Source organism: Mesorhizobium erdmanii, from assembly GCF_013170725.1.
Classification (GTDB): Bacteria; Pseudomonadota; Alphaproteobacteria; order Rhizobiales; family Rhizobiaceae; genus Mesorhizobium; species Mesorhizobium erdmanii.
The window spans coordinates 1,033,266-1,050,730 of sequence record NZ_CP033361.1 but is presented as its reverse complement, the minus strand read 5'-3'; the positions used below and the strand labels follow the sequence as shown (position 1 = coordinate 1,050,730).

17 protein-coding genes are annotated in these 17,465 nt (G+C 64.1%); 8 read left to right on the top strand and 9 right to left on the bottom strand.

Going from position 1 to position 17,465, the window contains the following annotated elements; translation table 11 throughout:
• Window positions 1-23: 23 nt before the first annotated feature.
• Window positions 24-689, bottom strand: coding sequence for a heme exporter protein CcmB (gene ccmB, locus EB233_RS04945; RefSeq protein ID WP_064991004.1), 666 nt, complete (start codon window positions 687-689; stop codon window positions 24-26).
• 212 nt (window positions 690-901) lie between these two features.
• Entirely contained in the window at window positions 902-1,510 is a 609-nt protein-coding gene (ccmA, locus tag EB233_RS04940) for a heme ABC exporter ATP-binding protein CcmA (protein WP_064991002.1), read from the bottom strand.
• Between the two features lie 285 nt (window positions 1,511-1,795).
• On the opposite strand from ccmA, the gene acnA reads away from it, so the two are divergent.
• Complete coding sequence (gene acnA / locus EB233_RS04935) at window positions 1,796-4,486, top strand: aconitate hydratase AcnA (RefSeq protein WP_081294227.1); 2,691 nt, start codon at window positions 1,796-1,798, stop codon at window positions 4,484-4,486.
• Window positions 4,487-4,563: 77 nt separating this feature from the next.
• Here acnA and EB233_RS04930 read toward each other — a convergent pair whose 3' ends face one another.
• The gene (locus tag EB233_RS04930) at window positions 4,564-5,244 is read right to left on the bottom strand and encodes a ceramidase domain-containing protein (protein ID WP_081294226.1); all 681 of its coding nucleotides are present in this window, start codon (window positions 5,242-5,244) and stop codon (window positions 4,564-4,566) included.
• 177 nt (window positions 5,245-5,421) lie between these two features.
• Between EB233_RS04930 and EB233_RS04925 the strand changes: the two genes are divergently transcribed.
• Window positions 5,422-6,207, top strand: a complete 786-nt coding sequence (locus tag EB233_RS04925; RefSeq protein WP_027055165.1) for a DUF1223 domain-containing protein — start codon at window positions 5,422-5,424, stop codon at window positions 6,205-6,207.
• 574 nt (window positions 6,208-6,781) lie between these two features.
• Window positions 6,782-7,168 (top strand): DUF2794 domain-containing protein, encoded by a 387-nt coding sequence (locus EB233_RS04920; RefSeq protein WP_027055166.1) that lies wholly within the window; start codon window positions 6,782-6,784, stop codon window positions 7,166-7,168.
• A gap of 51 nt (window positions 7,169-7,219) precedes the next feature.
• On the opposite strand, the gene EB233_RS04915 is transcribed toward EB233_RS04920, so the two are convergent.
• The 4 genes from EB233_RS04915 to EB233_RS04900 form a co-directional block, all read right to left on the bottom strand.
• Window positions 7,220-7,789: a GNAT family N-acetyltransferase gene (locus EB233_RS04915; RefSeq protein WP_064991001.1), complete on the bottom strand. Its 570-nt coding sequence runs from the start codon at window positions 7,787-7,789 to the stop codon at window positions 7,220-7,222.
• A 120-nt stretch (window positions 7,790-7,909) separates the two neighbouring features.
• Complete coding sequence (locus EB233_RS04910; RefSeq protein WP_064991000.1) at window positions 7,910-8,683, bottom strand: Bax inhibitor-1/YccA family protein; 774 nt, start codon at window positions 8,681-8,683, stop codon at window positions 7,910-7,912.
• Between the two features lie 216 nt (window positions 8,684-8,899).
• A complete protein-coding gene (locus EB233_RS04905) occupies window positions 8,900-11,449 on the bottom strand; it encodes an ABC transporter permease (protein ID WP_064990999.1) in 2,550 nt (849 codons plus the stop codon).
• Window positions 11,449-12,144, bottom strand: a complete 696-nt coding sequence (locus tag EB233_RS04900) for an ABC transporter ATP-binding protein (RefSeq protein ID WP_064990998.1) — start codon at window positions 12,142-12,144, stop codon at window positions 11,449-11,451. The genes EB233_RS04905 and EB233_RS04900 overlap by 1 nt, the downstream gene beginning before the upstream one ends.
• A gap of 86 nt (window positions 12,145-12,230) precedes the next feature.
• Here EB233_RS04900 and EB233_RS04895 point away from each other — a divergent pair, with 86 nt between their 5' ends.
• Window positions 12,231-12,875 carry an arylesterase gene (locus EB233_RS04895; RefSeq protein WP_064990997.1) on the top strand — a complete coding sequence of 215 codons (645 nt, stop codon included), beginning with the start codon at window positions 12,231-12,233 and terminating at the stop codon, window positions 12,873-12,875.
• Window positions 12,876-13,003: 128 nt separating this feature from the next.
• A complete protein-coding gene (thpR, locus tag EB233_RS04890) occupies window positions 13,004-13,600 on the top strand; it encodes an RNA 2',3'-cyclic phosphodiesterase (protein ID WP_027055172.1) in 597 nt (198 codons plus the stop codon).
• On the opposite strand, the gene EB233_RS04885 is transcribed toward thpR, so the two are convergent.
• Window positions 13,504-14,016, bottom strand: a complete 513-nt coding sequence (locus EB233_RS04885; RefSeq protein ID WP_064990996.1) for a low molecular weight protein-tyrosine-phosphatase — start codon at window positions 14,014-14,016, stop codon at window positions 13,504-13,506. The two genes, thpR and EB233_RS04885, sit on opposite strands and share 97 nt — an antisense overlap.
• Window positions 14,017-14,119: 103 nt before the next feature.
• On the opposite strand from EB233_RS04885, the gene EB233_RS04880 reads away from it, so the two are divergent.
• The 3 genes from EB233_RS04880 (at window position 14,120) to EB233_RS04870 (ending at window position 15,994) form a co-directional block, all read left to right on the top strand.
• On the top strand, window positions 14,120-14,413 hold the full coding sequence (locus tag EB233_RS04880) for a 4a-hydroxytetrahydrobiopterin dehydratase (RefSeq protein WP_064991238.1): 294 nt from the start codon (window positions 14,120-14,122) through the stop codon (window positions 14,411-14,413).
• 441 nt (window positions 14,414-14,854) lie between these two features.
• Window positions 14,855-15,217, top strand: a complete 363-nt coding sequence (locus EB233_RS04875) for a YkvA family protein (RefSeq protein WP_064990995.1) — start codon at window positions 14,855-14,857, stop codon at window positions 15,215-15,217.
• A 273-nt stretch (window positions 15,218-15,490) separates the two neighbouring features.
• Window positions 15,491-15,994 carry an invasion associated locus B family protein gene (locus EB233_RS04870; protein WP_027055175.1) on the top strand — a complete coding sequence of 168 codons (504 nt, stop codon included), beginning with the start codon at window positions 15,491-15,493 and terminating at the stop codon, window positions 15,992-15,994.
• A 53-nt stretch (window positions 15,995-16,047) separates the two neighbouring features.
• Here the strand turns inward: EB233_RS04870 and EB233_RS04865 are convergent, their stop codons facing one another.
• On the bottom strand, window positions 16,048-17,418 hold the full coding sequence (locus EB233_RS04865; RefSeq protein ID WP_064990994.1) for a chloride channel protein: 1,371 nt from the start codon (window positions 17,416-17,418) through the stop codon (window positions 16,048-16,050).
• Window positions 17,419-17,465 lie beyond the last annotated feature (47 nt).

The following is a 17,465-nucleotide window of genomic DNA, read 5'->3' as shown; positions in this document are numbered from 1 at the left end:
GCCTTCATAACGCTGCGGCCACATCAATCCGTTCCATGACGCAGCGCCAGCGCCGCAGAAACCGGCCCCAGCACGGCAAGAAACAACGTCAGCGCGGCAAGAATGAGGAAAGGCTGCAGGAACGGGTCTGGATCGGCAGTTGCGCCGTAGCTCGCCGAAACGCCGAAGATCAGCACCGGGATGGTCAGCGGCAGCACCAGCACCGAGATCAGCAGCCCGCCGCGCGGCAGCGCCACCGCCACGGCGGCACCCGCGGCCCCGATGAAGGTGATGGCCGGGGTGCCGACCAGCAGCGTCAGCGCCGTGGCGCCTATTGCCACCGGCTCCATGTTCATGAACAGGCCGAGCAGCGGCGCGGCTATGACCAGCGGCAGCACGCTGCCCGCCCAATGCGCCAGGCATTTCACCAGCACCGTCAGCGCCAGCATGTGGCGATCGTTGCCGAGCACCAGGAGATCGAGCGAGCCGTCCTCGCGGTCGGCCTGGAACAGCCGGTCGAGCCCGAGCAGGCAGGCAAGCAGCGCGCCGATCCACAGGATCGCCGGACCGATGCGGGCAAGCAGCTTCAAATCCGGTCCGACGCCGAACGGAATGGTGGCGATGACGGCAAGGAAGAAGATCACGCCGGTCAGCGCGCCGCCGCCGGCACGGATCGAAAGGCGGATGTCGCGGGCGAAGAGGGACCACATTTACGATATGGTCCCTAGTTGAGGCTGGTGTTCCTTCGCGCCCCCCTCTGTCCTGCCGGACATCTCCCCCACGCGGGGGGAGATTGGCAGCTTCGGCGCTCCGCTCACCTTTGCGACGCTGGTCATTGGCGAAATCGCCGGAGACAGCTGATCTCCCCCCTTGTGGGGGAGATGTCCGGCAGGACAGAGGGGGGCGCCGTAGAGTGCTGTCATCAAGACGCCTGCCCCATCCTCAATTCCTTCGCCCCTTCCAGCCCCAACGGCAGATGCGTCGCCGCAACGATCATCCCACCCCCAGCGCAATGTTTCCCCATCAACCCGGAAAACCGCCCCTCCGAAGCCTTGTCCAACCCCGCTGTCGGCTCATCGAGCAGCCACAACGGCCTAGGGCTGACCAGAAGCTTGGCGATCGCCGCCCGGCGCCTTTGCCCTGTCGAGAGGTAGCCGAACGGAAGATGGCCGATGCCGGCTAGCCCGACGGTTTCCAGCGCGTCTTCGACGCTCGCATCGCCACCGCCATTGAAGTCGCGCCAGAATCGCAAATTTTCCGCCACGCTGAGCGCCGGCTTCATCGCGTTCTGATGACCAAGATAATGACAGGCCGCGGCGATCGAAGGAAAGTCGTCGCCGCCCCCTTCGATCCGCAGCTGGCCTTCGGCCTTCGGCAGCAGCCCGGCGATGATCCTGAGCAAGGTCGATTTGCCTGACCCGTTCGGCCCTGTCACCACCAGCGCCTGCCCGTCCTCGAGCGCAAAGCCGGTGCCGGAGAAAACCGTCTCGCCGCCGCGTTCGCCGCCCAGATTTTCGGCGATAAGCCGCATCCCTCGCCTGCCCTGAAAACAATGTTTCGCGAGCGCTGCCGCATCGCACAAATTTGCTCTCCAACTGTCTAGAACTATTCCAGAAAATTCTCTATATGCGGTGCATCCGTGCCAGCGGTCGGCGCGGGAACAGAATTTGCGCCGAACCAGCGCACGCGCCGCCTTGAACGGCTCGGGTTGCTTGGGAACGGACAGCGGAAATGGCCGTACCCGCACCTTTGCGCGTGATTGCATGCCATCGGCGTCCGTTCCCTTTCAGGCTGAACAGACAAGGACGGATCGCACGTGTCAAAATCCCTCGATAGCTTCAATTGCCGCCGCACACTGACCGCGGGTGGCACCGAATATGTCTATTTCGACCTCGTCGAGGCCGAGAAGAACGGCCTCACCGGCATTGCCCAGCTACCCTATTCGATGAAGGTGCTGCTGGAGAACCTGTTGCGCAACGAGGACGGCCGCTCCGTCACCAAGGAGAGTATCCAGGCGGTTGCCGGCTGGCTGACCGACAAGGGCACCGCCGGCGTCGAGATCGCCTATCGCCCGGCCCGCGTGCTGATGCAGGATTTCACCGGCGTTCCGGCCGTGGTCGACCTCGCCGCCATGCGCGACGCCATGGCCTCGCTCGGCGGCGACCCGCAGAAGATCAACCCGCTGGTTCCCGTCGACCTCGTCATCGACCACTCCGTCATCGTCGACGAGTTCGGCACGCCGATGGCCTTCGCTCGCAATGTCGAGCTCGAATATGAGCGCAACGAGGAACGCTACAAGTTCCTGAAATGGGGCCAGCAGGCCTTCCGCAACTTTCGCGTCGTGCCGCCCGGCACCGGCATCTGCCACCAGGTCAACCTCGAATATCTCGGTCAGGTGGTGTGGACCAACAGCGAGGACGGCGAAACGACAGCCTACCCCGACACCTGCGTCGGCACCGATTCGCACACCACCATGATCAACGGCCTTGGCGTGCTCGGCTGGGGCGTCGGCGGCATCGAGGCCGAGGCCGCCATGCTCGGCCAGCCCGTTTCGATGCTGTTGCCCGAAGTCATCGGCTTCCGCCTCACCGGTAAGCTGAAGGAAGGCGTCACCGCCACCGATCTCGTTCTCACCGTCACCCAGATGCTGCGCAAGAAGGGCGTCGTCGGCAAGTTCGTCGAGTTCTTCGGCCCCGGTCTTTCCAACATGACGCTGGCCGACCGCGCCACCATCGGCAACATGGCGCCGGAATATGGTGCGACTTGCGGTTTCTTCCCGGTCGATTCGGAAACCATCCGTTACCTGACAATGTCCGGCCGCAGCGAGGACCGCATCGCGCTGGTCGAAGCCTATTCGAAGGCGCAAGGCATGTGGCGCGAGGCTGGCTCCGCCGACCCGGTCTTCACCGACCTGCTCGAACTGGAGCTGAGCAGCGTCGTCCCGTCGATGGCAGGCCCCAAGCGCCCCGAGGGCCGCGTCGCGCTGGAAGGCATCCCGGCTGGCTTCGCCAAGGCCATGGAGACCGAATACAAGAAAGCCGCCGAGATTTCCAAGCGCTACGCCGTCGAAGGCACCGACCATGATCTCGGCCATGGCGACGTCGTCATCGCCGCCATCACCTCCTGCACCAACACCTCGAACCCGAGCGTGCTGATCGGCGCCGGCCTCCTGGCGCGCAACGCCAACCGCCTCGGCCTCAAGCAGAAGCCATGGGTCAAGACCTCGCTGGCCCCGGGCAGCCAGGTGGTCGCCGAATATCTGGAGAAGTCGGGCCTGCAGAAGGAGCTCGACCAGATCGGCTTCAACCTGGTCGGCTTCGGCTGCACCACCTGCATCGGCAATTCCGGCCCGCTGCCGGCGCCGATCTCCAAGACCATCAACGAGAAAGGCCTGATCGCCGCCGCGGTGCTCTCCGGCAACCGCAATTTCGAGGGCCGCGTCTCGCCCGACGTCCAGGCAAACTACCTCGCCTCGCCGCCGCTGGTCGTGGCGCACGCGCTGGCTGGAACCGTGACAAAGGATCTCACGTCAGAGCCGCTCGGCGAGGACAGGAACGGCAACCCGGTCTACCTCAAGGATATCTGGCCGAGCTCGGCCGAGATCCAGGAGTTCATCGAGAAGAACGTCACCCGCGAGCTGTTCGCCCGCAAATATGCCGACGTCTTCAAGGGTGACGAACACTGGCAGAAAGTCCAGGCGCCGGAAGGCCAGACCTATGCCTGGGACGACAATTCGACCTATGTGCAGAACCCGCCCTATTTCGCCGGCATGACCGCCGGGTTCGGCAAGATCGGCGACATCAAGGGCGCCCGCGTGCTCGGCCTGTTCGGCGACAAGATCACCACCGATCACATCTCGCCGGCGGGTTCGATCAAGGCCGCTTCCCCGGCCGGCAAGTACCTCACCGATCATGGCGTCGGCGTTGCCGACTTCAACCAGTACGGCACGCGGCGCGGCAACCATGAAGTGATGATGCGCGGCACCTTCGCCAATATCCGCATCCGCAACCACATGCTGGGCGAGAACGGCAGGGAAGGCGGCTACACCATCCACTACCCCAGTAAGGAAGAGGAATCGATCTACGACGCGGCGATGGAATACAAGAAGGAGGGCGTGCCGCTGGTCATCTTCGCCGGCGTCGAATACGGCAACGGCTCATCGCGCGACTGGGCGGCCAAGGGCACCAACCTGCTCGGTGTCCGCGCCGTCATCGCCCAGTCCTTCGAGCGCATCCATCGCTCGAACCTGGTCGGCATGGGCGTCATCCCCTTCGTCTTCGAGGACGGCACCTCATGGGCCTCGCTCAACCTGAAGGGCGACGAACTGGTCGAGATCGACGGCCTGAGTGCCATCAAGCCGCGCCAGACGATGACCGCCAGGATCACCTATGGCGACGGCACGGTGAAGAACGTGCCGATCATCTGCCGCATCGATACGCTGGACGAGCTCGACTACTTCAAGAACGGTGGCATTTTGCAGTACGTGCTGCGAGACTTGGCTGCCTAAGGCAGCAAGGGAATAAGGCAGTAGGGCAGTAAGGCAGTAGGAAAGAGGACACCCTACTGCCCTACTGCCCTACTGCCCTACTGCCCTACTATCCTCCCTTTCGGCGCCCCATACCGCGCCGTCGCCGCCAGCAGCACCCCCAGCATCAGCCCGTTGAAGATGTGCCAGAGGAAGTGCGTGCCGAGCGGAAAGCTGGCGCAGACCACCGGGTCGATCATGCGGCAGATGGCGGACACGATGAAGATCGCCGACCCCGTCAGATTGTACCAGCCGGCCCGGTTGCCGGTGGCCGTCACCCAGAGACCGAAGAAGGCGAGCGCCAGGAATGGCGGCAGGTAGCTCGTCGTGCCGTTCGACGCCTGGCGCAGCCAGTCCGGCACGGCGAAGGTGAGCGCGCCGGCCACTGCGTAGAAGATGACGAAGATCGCGATCGCCTTGCCCCAGCCCATGCCGAGGAAGCGGCGCAGGTTGAACAGCGTATAGGCGAGCGTGAAGCCGGCGATCGGCAGGATGTCGGCCCAGATCGTGCCCCTGGTGGCAAAGGTATGGAAGATGGTCGAGCCGACGCCGATCGCCACCACCCACCAGGCCAGCACCTCCGAGAATGTACCGGCCTTGCATCGCCGTACTTCCCGCACACCCCATAATCCTGCCGCAATGAAAACGAGGTTGGTCAAAGCATTCGTCGGCTCGGCCCAAAGTTCCGGCCCGGTCCGCTCGCAATAGAGATCGACCGGGGTCAGGAGAGTTTGCCACATGGTGATGATGCCACTCCCAATCGAACCGCGCCGTGAAATGCAATGTCACTCCTATTGCGGCCTTACCTGTGGCTGCAATGGCAAAATTTCACCGCAACGTGACTTCCCGTTGACTTCCGCTTCTGCCACATATTTCAGACAATCAGAACAAAGCCGGCGCCACCGGCGGGAATTGGAATGATCATGGCCTGGCGAAGATCACTTTGGCTGGCGGCTTTTGCGCTGGCCTTACCGGCTTTTGCCGGCGCCGGCCATGCCGGCGAGGCCGAAAGAACTCAGGCCGAAAAATCCCTACCCGACAAGCCGCTCGGCGTGGTGGAACTGTTCACCAGCCAGGGCTGCAGTTCCTGCCCGCCGGCCGATGCATTCTTCGCCGAACTCGCCACCAAGGAAGACATCGTCGCGCTCTCCTATCACGTCGACTATTGGGACTATCTCGGCTGGAAGGACACGCTGAGCCGCAAGGAAAACACCGAGCGGCAAAATGACTACATGCGTGCCTTCGGCAGCCGCTCGGTCTATACGCCACAGGCAGTGCTCAATGGCCGCGTGCACGTCAACGGCGCCAATCGCGGTGAGGTCGACGGCGCGCTCGCCCGCATGGCGAGATCCGGCGAAGGCATGCATGTGCCGGTCAAGGTCAGCCGCACCAGCGACCGCGTGATCATCGATGCCGGCGATGCCGGCGCCGGTCCGAGCGACGCCCATGTCGTGATCGTCTATTTCGATGCGCCGCAGACGATCAAGATCGCCCAGGGCGAGAACTCCGGCCGCAAGATGACTTACTGGAACGCGGTCACCGGCATCCAGACCGCCGGCATGTGGCACGGCAAGGCGCAACGCTATGAATTGCCGCTGAGCGAGATCACCAAAAAGGGCGGTTGCGCCGTGCTGTTGCAGTCCGTCGGCAGGGACGGCATGCCGGGGCCCATCCTCGGCGCCGCCGTTGTTCATAAGCCGTAGAGACGCCCTTGTCCTTCTCCCTTGTGGAAGAAGGTGGATCCGCGCGCAGCGCCGAAACGGTTGAGGGGTGCGTGACGGATTGAGGCGGCGACGATTTCAAGCAAATCGCCAAGCTGGAACGCCGCTCATCCGACCTCGCTTCGCGAGGCCACCTTCTCCCGCAAGGGGAGAGGGACAGGCGGCGCCGGAACCCGCTCAACAAAAAACCGACGTCAGCTTGCTTCTGACGCCGGTCATTTAGGTTTTGGGATCGTCGCACCCGATTCTTCCGAGGAAAAACCGAGGTTGGTTCGATCCGACGCAGACCCGTGGGCGGGGGGCTTGGGGTTTACGAGCCGGTGCCGGACCGAACCGTCTCAGGCAACGCCGGTAAATTCGTCGGACATTGGGGCATGAGCGCGGATAAAAAAAGGCAGAAATGTGGCGAAGCATCACCAATTCCAACAAGCAACGTTACAAAAGTGACTGGACGCATCGGAAACCGCGCACCCCTGCCCTCTCGCCACGGCTCTTGCAATTGCAGCGCGAAGGGGCCAATTTTGGCTGGCAAAGATTCATTTTGAAGGATCGAGGCATGACTGACGACAGCGGCGGGACGGGGGATGGTGACGCATCCGCGATATTGATCCCGCTGCACGAGGCGCGCAGCGCACGCCTCGACCAGCCGGTGCGCTTCGATCGGCGTGAACTGGACCAGATCCTCAGGCTCTACGGACGCATGGTCGCCGCCAATGAATGGCGCGACTACGCCATCGACCATCTCACCGACAGGGCGGTGTTTTCCGTCTTCCGCCGCGCCAGCGAAGTGCCGCTGTTCCAGATCGTCAAGGATCCGAAACTGGCCCGCAAACAGGGCGCCTTCGCCGTCATCGCTGCCGGCGGGCGCATCCTCAAACGCGGCCAGGAGCTTGGCCGCGTGCTTGGCGTCTTCGACAGCAAGCTCAGGGTTGTCGAGGCTTGAGCTGGAAGGCGAAAGAGGACATCCGTCAGTCTTCAACTCCCTTCCTTTCAATTACCTTCCCTGCCGAAATCTCCGTTCCGGCAGCGAATCCGGATCGGGCGCGACCGACGCGCCGCCATTCAGCGACAGCTGCATGAACACCGTATCCAGCCAGCGTCCATGCTTGTAGCCGGAGCCTTCGAGCCGGCCCGAATGGCGAAAGCCGAGCTTTTCGTGCAGCCTTACCGAGGCGCTGTCGGGATGCCCGTCGCCGATCACCGCGACGATCTGGCGGAAGCCTGCCACCTCGGCCGCGGCGATCAGGCCCTTCATCAGCTGGAGGCCGACGCCCTGGCCCTTGGCCTCGGGCGCGACATAGACCGAATCCTCGACGATGAAGCGATAGGCCGGGCGTGGCCGGAAGGCGCCGGCATAGGCGTAGCCCAGCACCGCGCCGTCCTTCTGCGCCACCAGATACGGGAAGCCGCCGGCCGTGAGCGTGGCGAATCGCGTGCCCATCTCGGCGCGGCTGGGCGGCTCCAGCTCGTAGCTCGCCGTGCCATGCGTCACCGCGTCGGCATAGATTTCGGTGATGGTATCGAGGTCGGCCGCACTGGCCGTCCGAATGACGATATTGCTCATTCTTTATGCAAGCCTTCTGTCTGCCTCGGATAACAGCAAACACCGGCGCAAAAGAAAAGGGCGGCCGTTGGGCCGCCCCTTCAAACCCGATGGTCCAGTCAGACCACGATGCGGACTGCCTTAACGGCGGTCGCCCATGAACTGCAGCAGGAACATGAACAGGTTGATGAAGTCGAGGTAGAGCCTCAGCGCGCCCATGATGGCCTTGCGGCCGGCGACATCGGAAGCGTCTCCGTCGAAATACATCTCCTTGATCTTCTGCGTGTCGTAGGCGGTGAGGCCGGCGAACACCAGCACGCCGATCGCCGAGACGGCGAAGGACAGCGCCGACGACTGCAGGAAGATATTGATCACCATGGCGATGATGATGCCGAACACGCCCATGATCAGGAACGAGCCCATCGCCGTCAGGTCGCGCTTGGTCGTGTAGCCGTACAGCGACAGCGCGCCGAAGGCGGCGGCGGTGGCGAAGAAGGTCTGCGAAATGCTGGCCGTGGTGTAGACCAGGAAGATCGACGACAGCGACAGGCCGACGAGGCCGGCATAGACCCAGAACGTGGTCTGCGCGGCGGCGACGCTCATCGACTGGATCCTGAACGACAGGAAGAACACGGCGGCCAGCGGCGCCAGCATCACCACCCAGCGCAGCGGCGAGCCGAAGATCGCGTAGCCGAAGGAGGTCAGCATTTCGCCGCTCGGCAGCGTTGCGACAGCCGAGGCCGGATCGGTGGTGGTGGCCAGCATGATCGTGCCGATGGCGGCAAGGCCGGTGATGACGAGGCCGAGCCCCATCAGATTGTAGACCTTGATCATGTAGGCGCGCAGGCCCTGATCGATGTCTGCGCGAACGCCGGGCACCGCCGACGTCTGATAGTTGCGAATGGGATCAGCCATTGGAATCCTCTATTGCTTCTGTCCCGTCCGGTGTCGGGCCTCTTGCGGACCCAGGCGCCGCTGGCGGGACTCCAGCATGCCTGTGGCGAAATATGATGGTTATTCGCGTCAAGAACAAGACCGTAACGGCATGTAACGGTTCGTGAGGCCCCAAATCGCGGTTTCCGGGGCTTTCCAGCCCGCATCCTTACCAAGATTTAATCCGCGACGGCCGCTTTAGAGGTCGCGAAGCACCGGTGCTGCCTTGTGGCCAAGCACCCGCCATGTGCCGGCGAGGCCGATGCCGACCGTGATCACCAGCGCAAAGACGATGGTCGCCACCGCCACCTCCGGCATGAAATGCGACGGCAGGGTCATGATGCGGGCGACGATGTACCAGGCCGCGATGCCGCCGGCCGCCAGGGCGAAGACAGCCGTGGCCAGGCCGATCAGCATGTATTCGAGCGAGAATGCCGCGATCAGCGTGCGCCTGGTGGCGCCGAGCGTCTTCAGCACCACCGCGTCGTGGATGCGGGCGCGGTTGCCGGCGGCCAGCGCGCCGGCCAGCACCAGCACCGAGGCGATCAGCGCCACCCCGGCCGCGGCGCGGATCGCCGTGCCGAGCTGGCCGACCAGCCGGTTGACGACGTCGAGCGCGTCCTTGACCCGCACTGTCGTCACCGCCGGAAAGGCGCGGGTGACGGCATTGAGGATGCGCGCGTCGTCGGCCGTGGTGGCACTCTTTTCGGTCAATGTCGCCATCCAGCCATGCGGCGCGCCGGCAAAAGTGTTGGGGGAGAACACCATGACGAAATTGACGCCCATCGTTTCCCATTGGACCTGGCGGAAATTGGCGATCCTGGCCGTCACGTTGCGGCCAAGCACATTGATGGTGACGGTGTCGCCGAGCTTCAGCCCTATCTCCTTGCCTTCCTGTGCCGAGAACGAAACCAGCGGCTCCCCGGCATAATTGTCCGGCCACCATTTGCCCTCGGTCAGCGTCGCATTTTGCGGTTGCCTGGCGTCATAGGTCAGGCCGCGATCGCCTTTCAGCACCCAGGCGCCTTCGGCCGGCACCTTGACCTTGTCGACATCGACGCCGTTCAGCGCCATCACCCGGCCGCGCAGCATCGGCACCTTGGCCAGCGTTCCCTGCGGCGCCTCTTTGCCGATCAGCGCGGAGAAGGCATCGACATCGCTGCCCTGAATGTCGACGAAGAAGAAGTTCGGCGCCCGCTCCGGCAGGCTGCCGGAGATCTGCTGCCGCAGATTCCCATCGATCAACGCCAGCGTCACCAGCAGTGTCAGCCCGAGCCCCAGCGACAGCACCACCGACGGCGTCAGCGCGCCAGGCCGATGGATGTTGCCGACGGCCAGCCTGAGCGCCACGAAACGCACGCGCGGGCTGTTTTTGGCGACCCACTGAACCAGCGCACCGACCAGGCGCAGCACCAGGAAGGCAAAGATCGTAGCGCCGACGAAGATCGAGGCGATGCGCTGGTCGCCGGAGAACAGGATCGCCAGCGCGGCCAGCAGCAGCGCGATGCCTATGGCCGATGCGACATAGATCGGACGCGGCAAGCCACGGCCTTCGAGCCCCATCTCCCGGAACAGTGCGGTTGCCGGCACATCGCGGGCGCGGCCGAGCGGCAGCAGCGCGAAGGCCAGCGTCACCAAAAGGCCGAACAGCGCCGCCATGCCGAGCGCGCCGGGATAGAAGCCGCCCTCCGCTGGTACCGGAATGATGGATTGAAGTGCGGCGCTTGCCACGAAAGGCATCAGCGCGCCAAGCACCAGGCCGGCAACGATGCCGAGCGCGGCAATGATCAGGATCTGCACGAGATAGACGGCAAAGACGAAGCCGCCGGAAGCACCGAGGCTCTTGAAAGTGGCGATGACGCCGCGCTTGCCGTCGAGATAGGCGCGCACCGCATTTGCGACGCCGACGCCGCCGACCACCAGCGCCGTCAGCCCGACCAGCGTCAGGAATTGCGAGAAGCGTTCGATGTTGGACGACAGCGCGGGTGCTGCATCGCCGCGCGTGCGGATCGACCAGCCGGCCTCGGGAAAATCCTTCGCGGCCTGATCCTGGATGGCCTTGAGCCGCGCCTCGTCGGCGTCGGCGGGCAGCCGCACCTTGTAGGCATTTTCGACCAGACTGCCCGGCTGCACCAGTCCGGTGGCGGCCAGGCCTTCGGTCGAGATCATCAGCCTTGGCGCGAAGCCGAAACCGTCGGACACGGCGTCCGGTTCGGTGACCAGCCTGGCCCGCAGTTCGAACGTGGCGGTGCCGAGTTTCAGCCGGTCGCCGAGCTTGAGATGCAGCCGTTCGAACAACAGATCGGGCGCCGCCGCACCGAAGACGCCAAACTCCTCGCCGAACAGTTCCTGCTTCGACAGCTTCGGCTCGGTTTCCAGCATGCCGTAGAGCGGATAGGCTTCATCGACCGCCTTCGCCTCGACCAGCGCCTGGTCCGAACCGTCGGCCAGACGCGCCATCGAGCGCATGCTGGCGGTGCGTGAAACGGTGCCCAACCCATCGAGGAATCCGCGCTCCGCTTGGCTGGCATCGCGCTGGTTGATCTGGAAACGAAGATCGCCGCCGAGAAGCGTCTGGCCCTGGTCGGCGACGCCGGCACTGATTGAGCGCGCGACCGAATTGACGCCGCCGATCGCCGCGACGCCGAGCGCGATACAGGCGAGGAAGATCAGGAAGCCGGACAGGCCGCCGCGCATCTCGCGCAGCGAGAAGCGGACCGCGAGCTTCAGCGTCTGCGCCAGCGGCATCAGGCAGTGACCTTCAAGGGCGCCGGCGCCTCGATCCGTCCCGAGCGCATCGAAACCTGGCGCGTGCAGCGCGCCGCCAGCGCGGGATCGTGGGTGACCAGGACCAGCGTCATGCCGCGCTCCGCCGCCTTGGCGAACAGCAGGTCGGCGACCTGCCGCCCCGTTGCCTGGTCGAGATTGCCGGTCGGCTCGTCGGCGATGAGGATGCGCGGTGACGGCGCCAGCGCCCGGGCGATCGCCACGCGCTGCTGTTCGCCGCCGGAGAGTTCGCCGGGATAGTGGGTGACGCGGTCGGAGAGGCCGACTGCCGCCAGTTCTCGCGCCGCCACCGAAAACGGATCGGCATGGCCGGCCAATTCCAGCGGCACCGCGACATTTTCGAGCGCTGTCATGTTCGGGATGAGGTGAAAGGATTGGAACACGATGCCAATGTTTCGGCCACGAAACGAAGCAATCCGGTCCTCGCTTTTGCCGTTGAGCAGCTCGCCGGCGATCCGTATCGTACCCGAATCGACCCGTTCCAGGCCCGCCAGCACCATCAGCAAGGTCGACTTGCCGGACCCCGACGGACCGACGATGCCGGTGGCCTCGCCGAGCGCCACCTCGAGGCTGACACCCTTCAGCACGTGGACCGACGAAGCGCCTTCGCCGAGTGTCAGGGATACGTCTTTCAGCGCGATGACGGCTTCTGTCAAAATGAAAGCGTCCTATATCAGGGATGAAGGCTCTGCTTGCCGGAAGCCGTCGCCGGAAGAGTTTTCTGTCATATGGGGCCTGCCGCATGTCTTTCAAACGCCAGATAGCCGCAGGCTTGATCGTTCTCCTCGCCATTTGCGGCGCCATTTCGTCGGCGCGGGCCGAGCCGTTCAAGATCGTCGGCTTCGGTGACAGCCTGATGGCCGGCTTTGGCCTCGGCCCCGGCGAGGGCTTTACCGACAAGTTGCAGGCCGCCCTTCAAGCCAGGGGCCATGATGTGACCGTCGCCAATGCCGGCGTTTCCGGTGACACCACGAGCGGCGGCCTGGCGCGGCTCGACTGGTCGGTGCCGGACGGCACCCAGCTGGTCATCCTCGAACTCGGCGCCAACGACATGCTGCGCGGCGTCTCGCCTGATATCACGCAAAAGAACCTGGATGAGATGCTGGGCAAGCTCAAGGAGCGCAAGATTGCCGTGCTCTTGGCCGGCATGCGCGCCGCGCCCAATCTCGGTGCCGACTATCAAAACAGCTTCGACGCCATCTTTCCGCACCTGGCCGGGAAATACGATGTTTCGCTCTACCCGTTCTTTCTCGACGGCGTTGCCGGCCAGCCTGGCCTGCAACTCGAGGACGGAATGCATCCGAATGCCCAGGGCGTCGACAAGATGGTCGAACGCATCCTGCCCACCGTCGAAAAGGCCATCGCGGCGGCATCGGGAGGTTCGTGAGGCCGACTGGACCTGTTTCCGTTAGGGAAGCTTTTTGACAAGGACTGTGGCCAACAAACCTCTTGCTCCGTTTGACTATCGATGATTCGCTATGGATGACAGTTCGATTCGAGGAAGGGAGGCTCTTCATGCCGCGTCTTTTCACCGCCCTCGAAATTCCGCGTGACGCTGCCCTTTCGCTGTCCCTGCTCCGGGGCGGCCTGCCCGGGGCGCGCTGGATCGACGTCGAAAACTACCATCTGACGCTGCGCTTCATCGGCGATGTCGAGGGCCATGTCGCCGACGAGATCGCCAACGCGCTGGACCGCGTCCACCGCCCCTCGTTCTCGCTGACCTTGTCCGGCGTCGGCGCTTTCGGCCAGAAAAAGCCGCACGCTGTGTGGGCCGGCGTCACCCCGTCACCGGATCTGAGCGCCCTGCAGGGCGAGATCGACCGCATCTGCCAGCGGCTTGGCCTGGCCGCCGACCCGCGCAAGTTCACGCCGCACATCACTTTGGCGAGGCTGCGCAATTCGAGCCCGCTGGATGTCGCCCAATATCTGTCGGCGCGTGGCAATTTCTCGACAATGCCGTTCCGCATCGGCCGCTTCGTCCTGATGTCGTCGCGCGATTCGGTCGGCGGCGGCCCCTATATCGTCGAAGAGGCCTGGCCGCTGTCCGGCACCGATGCCCGCGCCGCCAGCCGTGTCGCCAGCGCCTCCGACGCTTCGCGGATCATGCGATAGACCTCGGCAAAGGCTTGCTGGTCCTCATAATAGGGATCGGGCACGTCGCGCGCCTGTCCATGCGCGAACTCTAAAAACAGGTGCACCCGGTCCCGCGCGGGCGCCAACGTCTTGAGATCGGCGACATTGGAGCGGTCCATGCCGAGGATCAGGTCGAAACGGGAGAAATCCTCCGGTCTGACCTTGCGCGCCCTCTGCCCGGAAATGTCGATCCCGTGACGCAAGGCAATCGCGATCGAGCGCTGATCGGGAGCCGAGCCGACCTCCCAGCCGCTGGTGGCCGCTGAATCGAGCACCATATCGCGGCCCCGGCCACGCTCCGCCCAGACGGCGCGAAAGACGCCCTCGGCCAGCGGCGACCGGCAGATGTTGCCGAGACAGACGAAAAGAATGGAATTTATCGGCTTTATGCTCATTCGATATGCGCCGTTCGTGCATTTGGAACCCCAAAACCGCAAAACACTTTTGGGCGACTTGCAGTATGCTGAGGCCAAATTCGAGATAGCACGGGAAATCATCATGACGAGAGAAAAACTCAGCAAGGACGCCATCACCATTGCCCTTGCCGAACTCGGCGGCTGGTCGCTGGCCACTGACGGCGCGTCGATCAAACGCAGCTTCGTCTTCAAGAACTTTTCCGAAGCCTTCGCTTTCATGACCCGCGTCGCACTGGCCGCCGAGAAGATGGACCATCATCCCGACTGGTCCAATGTCTACAAGACGGTCGACGTGACGCTGAACACGCACGACGCCGGCGGCGTCACCGCGCTCGACATTGCCCTGGCGAAGAAGATGAACGGATACGTTGGTTAGGCATCCGGCGACCTGTCAGCGCAGCAGCCTAACCTTCGTCATCCCAGGGCGAAGCAGCCGTGCAGCGGCGTCGCGGAGACCCTGGGGTCCATTCCGTGACCTCGACTTGGGGCACAGCGGAGCAGAATTCTGGACCGCGGCGATGCGTTGGAATCCCGGCATGGATCCCTTGGGCTGCGAGAGCAGCTCCAGGGGTCTGCGCCGCGTCGCTTTCGCTCCTTGCTCCGACCGTGGATGACGACGAGAGAGGTGTTTCAGCTAAACTCCAAAGTTGGCGCTGGCCAACCGGAGCCACTTGAGCGTCACGCAAACCGAAAAGCATCCATTCCGATTTCGGTCAGGTAATCGCACCGGCATCTTGTACCCGGGTTCCCCTTTCACCACATTTTCCGTCGCGAGGCATGAGCCAGGACGCGCGTGGCGACCCGCAAGGAGTGATTGATGGCGCAACAACCCGGTTTTGATTTCTTCGGCTTCGGCGACAGGCTGGGCGGCGAGAGCGAAGTGCGTGAGAAATTCTGGCGCACCGCCAAGAAGGCCGCGCGGCAGATACCGTTCATGGAAGAGGTCGTCGCCGCGTACTATTGCGCCATGGACAAGAACACGCCGTTGCGCGCCAAGGGCATATTGGTGGCGGCACTTGGCTATTTCGTTCTGCCTGTGGACCTCATCCCCGACTTCATTTTCGGCCTCGGTTTCACCGACGACATCGCCGTACTGACCGCCGCGATCACCGCCGTCGGCGCGCACATCACGCCGGCGCATCGGCAGGCTGCGAAGGACGCCATCGCCGACAAGGGCTGAGCGTCTTTGCGCCGCACGAGCCTTCCTGATGGAGCGGCCCGGCGGCTGGCTGAAAAGTCAAACTCTTGCCGCTTTCGTGGCCTCCAAGTCGCCGAAGGGACGTCGCGCCGGCCGCTGACAAGGCGGCGGCGCGGGAATGGCGGCGGTTTCCTGGGGTGAGCGTCCTTTTGTTGAGGGAAATTCACCGTTTGGTAACCCAGATTAAATCAAAATGAAGCGACGGCAGGACGCCATGCGGCCCGCCTCCGCACCATTTGGAATACGGGAAAAACGATGCGCGGATTGATTGCAGTAGTCTCGAGTCTGGCCCTGGTGGCCTTCGCAGCGCCGGCGCTGGCGCAGCAGGCGACCAAGATCGGCCAGCACAATGCCTGGGGCACCTACAGCTACCAGGCGTCGGGCGGCAAGGTCTGTTATGTCTTGACCGTGCCGACCGACAAGCAGCCGCCGACGCTCGACCATGGCGACATGTTCTTCTTCGTCAGCCAGCGGCCCGGCCAGCAGGTGTCCTATGAGCCGCAGTTCATCGCCGGCTACAATTTCCAGGAAGGTTCCAAGGCCACCGTCACGATCGACAAGAAGTCGTTCTCGATGTTCACGCGCGGCAAGTCGGCCTGGGTCGAGAACGCTGCCGAGGAACCGGTGCTGATCGCCGCCATGAAGACCGGCACCGACATGAAGGTGACGGCGAAGTCCGGCCGCGGCAACCCGACCTCCTATGTCTTCTCGCTGAAGGGCATCTCAGCGGCGCTGACGTCGATCGCCAAGTGCAAATAGGCAAAGCCTCGTTTTGAAACCAAGGGCCGGGCCGCAAAGCCCGGCCTTTGCTTTCAGCCATGGCCTTGTTCTGGCGCGGCTTCCGCCCGCCGGCGCCGGATCGCCTCGGCGATGAATACCCGCGACAGCGCGTGATAGAGTGGCTCGTGCGAGATCATCCGCGCCGTGCCATAGCCGAGCATCGAAGCCAGCATCAGCGCGATGACATTGTCATGATTGCCGGTCATCTCGAGGATGATGACGAAAGCTGTCATCGGCGCCTGCACCACGCCGGCGAAATAGCCGGCCATGCCGAGCAGCGCCGCCGCACCGGTGCTAGCGCCAAGGATGAGGCCGAGCGAACTGCCGATACCGGCGCCGACCGCCAGCGACGGCGCGAAGATACCGCCGGGAATGCCCGAGACCATCGACAGCAAACCGGCCGCGAATTTTTCGGCGAAGAAGAACCATGGCAGCGGCGTGCCCTCGACGGCGCCGCGCGCCTGTGTGTAACCGGTGCCGAAGGTCAGTCCGCCCGAGGCGATGCCGATCACCGCGACGCCGAACCCGCAGACGGCGGCCACCAGCAAGGCGCGCTGCAAGGGCTGCTGCGTGTGCCAGCGCCGGATCCGCCGCGTGACCTTCAGCGCCAGCAGCGAGAACAGCGCGCCAAAGCCGCCGCCGATGACGCCGCAGGCGATCACCAGCGGCCATTCGACCGCAAACGAGATCGTGTCCTTCGAAACGCCGAAATAGGTGTAGTTGCCGAGCAGGCCGAGCGAGGCGAGGCCAGCCAGGATCACCGCCGTCAGCACCAGTCCGTTGGTGCGTGCTTCATACGTCCGGCCCATTTCCTCGATGGCGAAGACGATGCCGGCGAGTGGCGTGTTGAAGGCGGCGGCGATGCCGGCGGCGGAACCGGCCAGGATCAGCCCGCGCGCCTGCGCCATCCCGCCCCAGCGCGCCGCCTGCAGCATCAGCGATGCGCCGACCTGTACGGTCGGACCCTCGCGGCCGATGGAAGCGCCGCAGAACAGACCCACGATGGTGAGCACGATCTTGCCCACCACCAGCTTCAGCGACAGGATGTGGCTGCGGTCTTCGTCGTCGCGCAGGTGCCGAGCGGCGATCGCCTGCGGAATGCCGCTGCCTTGCGAGCCGGGAAAGAAGGCATATGCCAGCCACGCGCACAGCACGAAACCCAGCGGCGTGACGATGAGCGGCAGATAGAAACGCCAGCTGCGCCCGTCACCAATCATCAGGTCGCCGATCATCAGGTGGAACAGCGCCTGTGCCTTGTCTGCGAGGACCGCGAACAACACGCTGATCACACCGATGCCGATCGCGCCGGCCCAGAACACCAGCCGCGGCTGCCAGACGCGCCGTGAGCCGAGCATGGCGCGCGAACGCCGCAGCATGGGAAATTTTCGCGATGTGCCGGCCATGTCCGTCCTTCAGGTGAAGGCCAAGGCCTAACACAGGCGTTGCGGCG

Coding starts and splice junctions, on each gene's coding strand:
- EB233_RS04915 (WP_064991001.1), bottom strand. CDS start 7,789: ATGAGCAATATCGTCATTCGGACGGCCAGTGCGGCCGACCTCGATACC.
- thpR (WP_027055172.1), top strand. CDS start 13,004: ATGCCGCGTCTTTTCACCGCCCTCGAAATTCCGCGTGACGCTGCCCTT.
- EB233_RS04865 (WP_064990994.1), bottom strand. CDS start 17,418: ATGGCCGGCACATCGCGAAAATTTCCCATGCTGCGGCGTTCGCGCGCC.
- EB233_RS04870 (WP_027055175.1), top strand. CDS start 15,491: ATGCGCGGATTGATTGCAGTAGTCTCGAGTCTGGCCCTGGTGGCCTTC.
- EB233_RS04910 (WP_064991000.1), bottom strand. CDS start 8,683: ATGGCTGATCCCATTCGCAACTATCAGACGTCGGCGGTGCCCGGCGTT.
- ccmA (WP_064991002.1), bottom strand. CDS start 1,510: ATGCGGCTTATCGCCGAAAATCTGGGCGGCGAACGCGGCGGCGAGACG.
- EB233_RS04875 (WP_064990995.1), top strand. CDS start 14,855: ATGGCGCAACAACCCGGTTTTGATTTCTTCGGCTTCGGCGACAGGCTG.
- EB233_RS04925 (WP_027055165.1), top strand. CDS start 5,422: ATGATCATGGCCTGGCGAAGATCACTTTGGCTGGCGGCTTTTGCGCTG.
- EB233_RS04885 (WP_064990996.1), bottom strand. CDS start 14,016: ATGAGCATAAAGCCGATAAATTCCATTCTTTTCGTCTGTCTCGGCAAC.
- EB233_RS04905 (WP_064990999.1), bottom strand. CDS start 11,449: ATGCCGCTGGCGCAGACGCTGAAGCTCGCGGTCCGCTTCTCGCTGCGC.
- EB233_RS04880 (WP_064991238.1), top strand. CDS start 14,120: ATGACGAGAGAAAAACTCAGCAAGGACGCCATCACCATTGCCCTTGCC.
- EB233_RS04895 (WP_064990997.1), top strand. CDS start 12,231: ATGTCTTTCAAACGCCAGATAGCCGCAGGCTTGATCGTTCTCCTCGCC.
- EB233_RS04930 (WP_081294226.1), bottom strand. CDS start 5,244: ATGTGGCAAACTCTCCTGACCCCGGTCGATCTCTATTGCGAGCGGACC.
- ccmB (WP_064991004.1), bottom strand. CDS start 689: ATGTGGTCCCTCTTCGCCCGCGACATCCGCCTTTCGATCCGTGCCGGC.
- EB233_RS04920 (WP_027055166.1), top strand. CDS start 6,782: ATGACTGACGACAGCGGCGGGACGGGGGATGGTGACGCATCCGCGATA.